The organism is Halogeometricum sp. CBA1124, from assembly GCF_009741955.1.
GTDB lineage: Archaea > Halobacteriota > Halobacteria > Halobacteriales > Haloferacaceae > Halogeometricum > Halogeometricum rufum.
The window spans coordinates 1-9,290 of record NZ_WPCD01000148.1 but is presented as its reverse complement, the minus strand read 5'-3'; the positions used below and the strand labels follow the sequence as shown (position 1 = coordinate 9,290).

General features: G+C 69.4%; 8 protein-coding genes, 1 tRNA gene and 2 pseudogenes. 6 read left to right on the top strand and 5 right to left on the bottom strand.

Going from position 1 to position 9,290, the window contains the following annotated elements:
* The 6 genes and pseudogenes from GJ632_RS15515 to GJ632_RS15490 all read left to right on the top strand — a co-directional run.
* Nucleotides 1-424: pseudogene (locus tag GJ632_RS15515) on the top strand (cob(I)yrinic acid a,c-diamide adenosyltransferase); the annotation flags it as partial.
* Nucleotides 425-691: 267 nt separating this feature from the next.
* Complete coding sequence (locus tag GJ632_RS15510) at nt 692-961, top strand: hypothetical protein (RefSeq protein WP_191453431.1); 270 nt, start codon at nt 692-694, stop codon at nt 959-961.
* A 49-nt stretch (nt 962-1,010) separates the two neighbouring features.
* A tRNA-Val gene (locus GJ632_RS15505) sits at nt 1,011-1,085 on the top strand.
* A 1,150-nt stretch (nt 1,086-2,235) separates the two neighbouring features.
* Entirely contained in the window at nt 2,236-2,526 is a 291-nt protein-coding gene (locus GJ632_RS15500) for a hypothetical protein (protein WP_191453430.1), read from the top strand.
* Nucleotides 2,527-2,686: 160 nt separating this feature from the next.
* Nucleotides 2,687-2,866 (top strand): DUF5786 family protein, encoded by a 180-nt coding sequence (locus GJ632_RS15495; RefSeq protein ID WP_089807844.1) that lies wholly within the window; start codon nt 2,687-2,689, stop codon nt 2,864-2,866.
* Nucleotides 2,867-3,001: 135 nt separating this feature from the next.
* Entirely contained in the window at nt 3,002-4,192 is a 1,191-nt protein-coding gene (locus GJ632_RS15490; protein ID WP_343161209.1) for a DNA methyltransferase, read from the top strand.
* A 50-nt stretch (nt 4,193-4,242) separates the two neighbouring features.
* On the opposite strand, the pseudogene GJ632_RS15485 reads toward GJ632_RS15490, so the two are convergent.
* From GJ632_RS15485 to GJ632_RS15465, 5 genes and pseudogenes are all read right to left on the bottom strand, one after another.
* Nucleotides 4,243-5,548: pseudogene (locus GJ632_RS15485) on the bottom strand (5'-deoxyadenosine deaminase).
* Nucleotides 5,549-5,648: 100 nt separating this feature from the next.
* Complete coding sequence (locus GJ632_RS15480) at nt 5,649-7,112, bottom strand: hypothetical protein (protein WP_191453429.1); 1,464 nt, start codon at nt 7,110-7,112, stop codon at nt 5,649-5,651.
* A gap of 7 nt (nt 7,113-7,119) precedes the next feature.
* Complete coding sequence (locus GJ632_RS15475) at nt 7,120-7,398, bottom strand: DNA-binding protein (protein WP_191453428.1); 279 nt, start codon at nt 7,396-7,398, stop codon at nt 7,120-7,122.
* A gap of 65 nt (nt 7,399-7,463) precedes the next feature.
* Complete coding sequence (locus GJ632_RS15470) at nt 7,464-8,528, bottom strand: iron transporter (protein ID WP_177232651.1); 1,065 nt, start codon at nt 8,526-8,528, stop codon at nt 7,464-7,466.
* Nucleotides 8,529-8,658: 130 nt separating this feature from the next.
* On the bottom strand, nt 8,659-9,290 hold a 632-nt coding region (locus tag GJ632_RS15465), incomplete at its 5' end, for a DUF6293 family protein (protein ID WP_191453427.1).

Genomic DNA, 9,290 nt, shown 5'->3' with positions numbered 1-9,290 from the left:
GCGAACGCCTCGTGGGGAGCGTCCGACCGACCGGGTACGACGACGTGGACGAGAAACTCGAACGCATCCAGAACCACCTCCACGTCGTGCAGGCGGACTTCGCGAACCCGGACCCCGACGGCGACGACCCGGTCGTCGCGGGCGAACACGTCGCGGAACTGGAGTCGTTCATCGACGAGGCCGAGGAGGAACTCGACCCGCTCACGTCGTTCGTCCTCCCCGGCGGCGGGGACGCGGGGGCGAAACTCCACCACGCGCGGGCGGTGTCGCGCCGCGCCGAACGCCGCGCCGTCGCACTCGCGGCCGACCAACCGGTGAACGAGCCGGCGATTCGGTACCTCAACCGCCTCTCGGACGCCCTGTTCGTGTTCGCGCGCTGGTGAACAAACGCGACGGCGTCCCCGAGGAGTCGCCGACGTACTGACCCCACTGCCGTCTGTGGATTCGGCGGACGAACAACCGGCGAGACGCTTCTCGAGGGTTCGGAACGAGAATTGTGTGGACCGACTGTGTGTGATGCCCACGGTCGGCCACGAGGGATAGACGCTCGATGGACGCCGTCACGACCGGCGTCGCACCAGTTTTAGGCACGCCTAACAAATACTAAAACGCTTCGGTTTTAGGCTCGGCTAAAACGGGTGCGGGACAGGGTCGCACAATCCTTTTATTCGTTGCTCGTGTAGGGACAGATATGAACAGACACTTCGAAGACGCGTGGTACTACCTCCGACGGGCGGGAGAACACCTCGTGGTCGGACTGCGAGAGGAGGCCGAACCGGTCGAACGACGCGTTCGAAAGGCGCTCGGACGCGAACGCGAAGCGGAACCGGAACCGACCGGCCGCGAGCGCATCGAGTCCGAACTTCGGACCGTGCCGCGTCGCGCCGGACGCGGCGGGAAGAAGGCGATTCGGAAAGCCCAGGGGCGCATCCAGCGCTACCGCGGCGGCGCGAGCGAGTGAGACCGAAGAAGAACGCTTAAGTCTCACCCGAGGAAAGTGATTTTTGCCTGGGTTGGTGGTCTAGCCAGGTTATGACGGCTCCTTCACACGGAGCAGGCCGGCGGTTCGAATCCGCCCCAACCCACTCTCCGCTACCTCACGACGACGAGCGACAGCGAGTCGCCCGCACCGCCGAATCTGTTCCGCCTCGCCCGAGGCCGTTCTCGCGACGAATACCCCGCGACAGCCGTCGGTCGGCGTCGGGCGAACCGCGAGAAGGAAGGAGTACCTGTCGGAACGAACTCGAGGTAGGCAGCCGGTGTACGGCCGGTCCCCACCAGACCGTACGACCGGCGAGCGCCCGAGTCGTGAGACCCCTCGACGACTCAGACACACCCTGCGAAAGGGGATGGGAAGGGGGAATGCAGGGTATCCGTCTCTACCGAGTTCGTTCTGAAAAGCCTATTTATTCGCCGCCGGGAATCGCGTCTCGGTTAGCCGCTCGATTACCGGCGCTTCGACGCGCTCGCCGACCTAAAGCCCCGACTTACTCTCGGTATCGAGTAAATAGCTTATACCGACCAGTTAGTACGTTGAACCGCCTGGGTGGGTCCCGGGTAGATCATGCACGACACGAACTACGGAGTGATCGTGGCCGCGGTAGTCGCAGTCGTGGGGGTCACCGTCACGACTCTCTCCGAACGCCGAGCGTCAACGAGTGCGGATTCGCCGACCGGTCAGTATCGACCGACGACCAGAGCGGAGAACGACACGCTGTTGCCACCCTCGCGGTAGTCGGCTCTCGGGCGGTACTGGCAGCGTAATTCGTCGATTCCTCACCCGCGATTTTGCGTTCTCCCGGTCGTCCGTCGGGTGCGACAGTGTGCGGACTGCGGGTCACGGTCACGTTCCCGACGGCCGGGAGGCTTACGCCCGTCGCGTCAGTCGGGTCGTTCTGGCGGCGTCGTCGGTTGGTCGAAACCGTAGGGGTCCGTTTCGGCGTCGACGACGGCGTCTCCCGACGAACGACGGAGGGCAGGCAGGTGGGCCTGCGCGACCGCCGCCGAGTATCAGTCTTGCGAGCCACTTCTTCGACGGGCGGTCGCGGTGCCTCTAGACGCGGTTCGGGCCGCGAAGACGCCTCTGTGACCGGCACGCCACCCACGGACCCCGTTATCGAACGGTAGAATCGGACCGAACAGTTATGAGACGGAAGGAGAATCTATCGCCCGTGATACCAACCTCGACGAGACGACGACTGCCCGCCGCCGCGCGGGGACACACGGAGGCGGCCCGTGAGTGAGTCGTTGACTTCCGAGGAGGCGCAAGCGATCGTCGACCGGTCCGCGGAGTTCTGCGTCGCCGTCCACACGGGCAACCGCGTGGACCTCGTCGCGCGGAACGAGTACGGCCAACTGACGGTCGACACGTACGTCGACGCGGTGGGCGAACGCCGCCTGCTCCCCATCACCGAGTCGCGGTTCGCCGACCTGGTCGTTCGGTACGAGGCCCGACGGGAACCGGTGGAAGACAGTCCGTTCGCGGCCGAGGAGGAGGACCTGACGGTGGGTTCGGACGACGCGTAGCGACGACGGGCCGGTTCGCCAAACCGACCGCGAGACGGAGGGTCGACCGCGGGGAGTCGACGGAACGCCCGTCACGCGGGCGTCGGGGGGTCGCGGCCGGTCGACGAACGCCGCCCGGCCACATCGTGCCATTCTTCCGTCCGACCCCGGAATCGGAGCTATGGGCTTCGGAAGCTACGACGAATCCGAGCAGGAACGGCAGCAATCGAACGACGACGAGGACGAGTCCGAGGGCGTCGCCGCCCACGAACACGAACACGAGGGGACGGTCACCGTCGAGAGCGACGTCTCGACGGACGCCCTCATCGACCGACTCGGCGAGATGAAGGACGAGGAGTAGCCCGACTCGCGGTTCTGTTCGGCGCTCCCTCCGGCCGGGGACCGGAGACGGCGGTCGACCGCCGGTAGCGAGGCCGCCGCCGACCCCCGTGTGGAGGGGAAGCATATATCAGATTTCGAAACGTACCGCGAGAGCGTGGAGTCTCGACACCGCGTCGTCGTCGGCGACGCACGGCAGATGAGCACCGTGGCCGACGACGCCGTCGAACTCGTCGTCACCTCGCCCCCGTACCCGATGGTGGAGATGTGGGACGACCTGTTCTCGGACCTCGCGGCGGGCGTCGAACCCGCCCTCCGCGACGGCGACGGCGACGCGGCGTTCGAGGCGATGCACGGCGTCCTCGACGAGGTGTGGGCCGAAGTCGAACGCGTCCTCGTGCCGGGCGGCATCGCCTGCATCAACGTCGGGGACGCCACGCGCTCCGTCGGCGACAGTTTCCGAGTCTACCCGAACCACGCCCGCGTGACCGACGCCTTCTGCGAACTCGGCTTCGAACCCCTCCCGGACGTGCTCTGGCGCAAACCGACCAACAGCGCCGCGAAGTTCATGGGAAGCGGGATGATACCGCCGAACGCCTACGTGACGCTCGAACACGAGTACGTGCTGGTGTTCCGCAACGGCACCGACTCGCGGTCGTTCGCGCCCGGCGAGGCGCGCCGCTACGAGTCGGCGTACTTCTGGGAGGAGCGAAACGCGTGGTTCACCGACGTGTGGACCGAGGTGACCGGCACCGCGCAAGCCGTCGACGCGGAAACGCGCGCGTCGTCCGGTGTGCCGGCGGAACCGGTCGAGGACGGGGCCGCGCGCGTCACCGACGCACCGGACGGCGGCGTCACGGACGACGCCGCGAACGGCACCGGGAACGACGACGCCGTCGTCGGGACCATCGACGCCGACCGGCGGGACGAACTCCGCGACCGGACGGCGGCGTTCCCGTTCGAGATTCCGTACCGGCTGGTGAACATGTACTCGGTGTACGGCGACACGGTGTTGGACCCCTTCTTCGGTACCGGAACCACGTCGCTGGCCGCGATGGTCGCCGGGCGCGACTCCGTCGGCTACGAACTCGAAGACGCCTTCGTGGAGGCGTTCGACGCCCGCGCGGCGGGCGCGCCGACGCTCTCGCGCGAGGTGGTCGAGGCGCGACTGGACGCCCACCGCGCGTTCGTCGAGAACCGCCGCGCGTCGGGCGACTCCCTCGGGTACGACGCCGAACACTACGACTTCCCGGTCGTGACGAAGCAGGAACGGGAACTCCTGTTCCGCGTCGTCTCGGAGGTCCGACGCGAGGGCGACGAGTGGGTCGCCACGCACGAGACGGTGTAGTCGGTCCGCCGGTCCGGCCGGGGGTTCGGTCCGGCGACTGGAGGGGACGCTCAGGCCGGTTTGCCGTCGAACTCCACCTCGCGGGCGCGGCGGCGAATCTCGTCGGCGTCGCCCGTCTGGAGGCCGCCGAACGCCTCGTCGTAGACGACGTCGCCGTCGACCATCGTGAACGTCACGTCGTCGCCGTGGGCCGCGAAGAGAGATGCGAGAGGGGGTCGTGGAGGGGCGTCGCTCGCGTCACGTCCGTGTCGAGGGCGACCACGTCGGCCTTCCACCCCTCCCGGAGTGCGCCCACCTCCTCGAACCCGGCCGCCCGCGCGCCGTTCACCGTCGCCATCTCGAAGACGACCTGCGCCGCGTCGCCTGCGGGTCGAGGTGGTCGACCTTCTGGAGGAGGCTCGCCTGTCGCATCTCGGTGAACGGGTCGAGCGTGTTGTTGCACGGCGGGCCGTCGTTGCCGAGGGCGACGGTGACGCCGCGGTCGAGGTAGTCGACGACGGGGGCGATGCCGGAGGCGAGTTTCATGTTCGAGGAGGGGCAGTACGTGACGTTCGTCCCCGTCTCCGCGAGCAGTTCGCGCTCTCTGTCCGTCGTGTGGACGCAGTGCGCGAGGACGACGTCCTCGCCCGTCAGGCCGACTTCGTGCAGCCACTCGATGTTGCGCATCCCGGTGTCCTCCTCGACGGTGGCGACTTCGTCGTGGTTCTCGCTGGCGTGGGTGTGGATGGTCACGCCGTCGTACCGGTCGGCTAGCTCGCGCGCGCCGCGGAGGCACTCCTCGGTGCAACTGACGGCGAACCGCGGCGTCACCGCGTAGCGAATCCGGCCGTCGTGGCTCCCGTGGTACGTCTGCAGCAGGCGTTCGGTCTCTGCGAGGGCCTCGTCGGTGTCCTCCCTGAGGCCGTCGGGCGCGCGCCGGTCCATCAGCACCTTCCCGAGTCGGCCGCGGATGCCGAGTTCGCCCGCCGCCTCGAACGCCTCGGCGGCGTGGGAGACCGAGAGATGGTCGACGACGGTGGTGGTGCCGCTCTCCAGCAGTTCGAGGTAGCCCAACTCCGCGGCCGTCCGCATCCCCGCGGCGTCCAGCGACGCCTCCATCGGGAGGACGTGGTCGAACAGCCAATCGAGCAGCGAGGCGTCGTCGGCGATGCCGCGCCCGAGGCTCTGGACGGAGTGGACGTGGCCGCCGACGAGGCCCGGAATCAGCAGGTCGAACTCCCGGACTTCGTGGTCGGGGTGGGCGTCGGCCACCGTCTCCCGGTCGCCGACGGCGCGGATGCGGTCGTCCTCGACGACGACGGCACCGTCTTCGAGAACGGTCGCGGAGTCGGCGATGACGGTTCCAGCGAGGAGCATGTTCCCTCACCTTCGAGAGCGTCCGCGGTGAAAGCGGTTGCGGAACGGGGGCGCCGTCCGCGCGGGCGGCGACGCTCGGGCGTCAGGAGGGGAACGGAGTTCAGGAGAGGAACGGCGGCGTCGCCGTCGGCAGGGAGACGAGCCACAGACTCGCCGCGGTGTACGCCATCATCACGAACACGAACGGGTACTGGCTCCGGATGGCCTGCAGGCGACTCGGGAACAGGCGGTAGGCCGTCGAGTGCGCCACCCAGATGGCGACCAGGTGGCCGCCGAGGACGAAGACGATGTTGAGCGCGCTCACCCACGCCGGGAGCGTGAGGACCACCGGGTTCGCGGGCGTCGACAGCGGTGCGGCGAGGACTGCGACCAGCGACGGCGACAGCGACAGGAAGAACGCGAAGTAGTGCGCGAGGTGGTAGCCCGCCGCGATGGCGAGGAGCGGGGGCGCGAAGCGGACCGCGAGTTCGCTCGCCTCGCGGTACGTCTGCAGTCGCGCCGCGGCGACGCGTGCGGCGAGGACGTACGCGCCGAAGAACGCCGCGAAGCCGAGGAGGTAGAGGCCGGCGTAGACGACGAGGGGCGGCAGACCGACGCCGACGAGGGCGCGGACGACGCCCCCGCCCTGCACCGTCGTGACGAACCCGCTGAACGTCAACTCCCAGACGAGCGCGATGGCGAAGGCTACGTCGCTCACGTCGGTCACGAGGTGGGCCGACTCGTCGACGCCCGTCCCGTCAGACTCGCCGTCACTCGCGCCGTCCTCGTAGCCGTCGCCGCCGACGAGCCGCATCCCCGGCAGGTGGGCGCGGAGTCGGCCGTCCTCCCACGAGAGGGGGGCGACGCGGCCGTAGAATCGGAAGAAGACGGAGACGGGGTCGACGTTCCGGAACCACGCGTCGACGCCGACGACGACGGCGCCGCCGACGCTGAGGACGGAGTAGACGAGTATCGCGCTCGCCAGCAGCGACGGCCGGTTCGTCACGCCGGTGGTCGTCTCCACCCAGACGAGGGCGAGGACGCCGGCGACGGCGGGCCACCGCGCCAGCCGTTCGGGGTAGTCCACGAAGCCGTTCGGTAGGCGCGCGGCGACGGTCCGCCAGGGGTTCAGCGCGGGCCAGACGTTGCCGACGGCGTAACTGAACATCGTGACCCCGGCGCGGAAGCCCGCGAAGACGACGACGACGGCGAGGTTCACGGTGGGCACCGCCGGGCCGACGAACCCGCGGTAGACGACGAGTGCGAGGAGGCCCAGTCCGAGCGCGTTCGCCAGCCCCACGCCGGCGCGGGCCGCCGTCTCGCGGCCGGGGAGCGTCCGCCGCCAGCGGTGGATGCGGAGGACGAAGCGCCGGTCGGTGACGAAACTGGCGAGGAGCGCCGAGGCGCCGATGGTCGCCCCGCCGGTGGCGACGTACAGCCACCGCGGTACGCTGAGCGGGTCGCGAGAGGCTTCGCCGAGGCCGACGGCGGCGTTGCTGGCGGCGACGCCGCGGGCGAGGAGGGCGACGCCGACGAGGGCGAGACAGAGCGAGAGGGCGCGGGCGGCGAACCGGTGGCGTCTCATCGCTGTGTCACCCCGCGAACCCGACGTAGAGGAACAGGAAGCCGAAGTAGAGGACGACGAGGACGGCGAGGGCCCGGAGTCGGAACGAGCGAATCTCGCGCTCCTCCGTCCGGTAGGCCTCGCGGTACTCGTCCCGCTCCGTCTCGGTGAGGCGGTTCGGGTGGCGCACGCCGCGGTGGAGGACGAGCAGGTGCGACTCGGGGAACGCGCGGCCGCAGACCCGGCAGGTGTGCGCGTCCGTCGCGCCCGTCTCGCGGTCTGTCGTCGCGTGCGTCGTCTCCGTCATGTGAGTTCACTTCGGGTTGGGGCCGCGTCCGCGTGAGACTTTCCGTTCGCGCCGGCGGCCGACGCTCACTCGGGGACGGTGAACGTGACCGGGTCCATGTCGAGGAACGCCGTCTCGTAGCCGTCGTGGCGCGCCACCTGCGGCGGGACGGCGACGGCGACGCGCAGTTCGTCGCCCGGTTCGACCGACGACACCGACGCCCCGTAGTGGTAGCCGAGTTCCGGGTCGAGCGTCCTGCGCAGGCCCGTCTCCGCGACGGCGTCGCCGCCGCGCGCCAGCGTCGCGTCGAGGCCCATCATCGGCAGGACGATACGGTTGTACGGCGTCCGCGGCGAGACGTACAGGTACGTGCCGTCGCCGAACCGCCCCTCGTCGACGGCGAACGCGTGGAAGACGGCGTCACCGCTCGTCGCCCGTCCGAGGTGGCGGCCGGGGAGGGCGTCGGGTTCGGACGCGCGCCCGACGGGGACGCCCGCCATCTCCATCGGCGGAATCGCCCCGCGTTCGCCGGGGTTCTCCGGTCGCTCGATGGGGACGTCGTACAACTCGTCGGTGTCGAACTCGACGGCGAACGTCGCCGTCTCGGCCGCCTCGAAGCGCCCCTCGAAGCCGCCCGTTCGGCGCAGTGAGACGCCGCCGACGCGGACGCGCACCTCGTACTCGCCCTCGCCGTCCAGCGCGTAGTTCGACCCGTAGTGTAGCCCCATCTGCTGGGAGAGCATCGGGTAGGCCACCTCCTCGGTGACGAGTTCGTCGCCCCGCGTCACCTCGATGGTGACGCCGGAGTCCAACGGGAGCGCGGTCCCTGTCTCGGCGTCCCACAGCGACGCCATCAGGTGGACGGAGTCGTCGGACTCGACGACGGTCTTCGACAGGTCCGACCCCGTCAGCGTCCAGAAGCGGTGGGGGTAGGAGTACGTCAGCGCGACGCCGTACGGGCCGGCCGTCGTCTTGCCGTACATCCCCATCCCCTCGGTGATGGCGGGGACGTAGACGGCGTTCGGGCGGTCCTCGACGAGCGGCGGGTCGCGCCACGCCGACTGCTCCTCGAATCCGAGCGCGCCGAGACAGCCGGCGCTCCCGACGAGCGCGCCGGTTCCGAGCGTTCCGAGCAGTCGACGACGAGTGATGTCCGGAGCCATGTGAGTGCCTCGCCGCGGGCGGGCGAGCGTGAGTGTCACGGGCTAGTGGGCCGACGGGAATGACGCTTGCGAACCGACCACGCGTTTCGAGACGGAGTCGACGCCCGGCGGGTCGACCCTACTCGACGCCGACCTTGTGCTGGAACGCGCGGTAGACGCTGATGCCCGTCTCGGTCAGCGCGACGTTCTTCTGCTTGCCCGCGGGTTCGAGGCGGAGGTAGCCCTTCTCGACGAGTGGGTCGACGATGGCCGCGTCGAGGCGGCGGTACTCCGACTGTCTGCTCTCGGTCGAGTAGTTGGCGAGGAACGGCAGGCCGTAGTCGTTCGCGCGCTGGATGAGGCTCCGCTTGTTGAGGCTGTAGGGGTTCTCGACCGTCTGTTCGTAGATGTATCCCATGATGTGGACCTGTTCGCGGGTCGGCGCCTCGATGGGGTAGTCGGGGACGCGGTCGATGCTGGCGACGCCGCTGGAACGGGGGCCGTCGTCCACGTCGTGCGCGTACGACTCGGGTTCGACGCTGTAGGGGAGGGCGGCGGTGGTCATGCAGGCGATGGCCGCGCCGACGGCGGCGACGTTCGTCCCCGTGGAGATGTTGACGAACACCTGGTCGTCGCCGTGGGTCGCCGCGATGGTGGTGGTGACGCCCATCACGTCGTAGACGTTGTGGATGTCCACGGGGACGCCGCGGGCGTCGCAGAAGTCGTCGAGTTCCTCCCGGACCGCGCGCTGGTACGCCGTCGCCGCCGGCC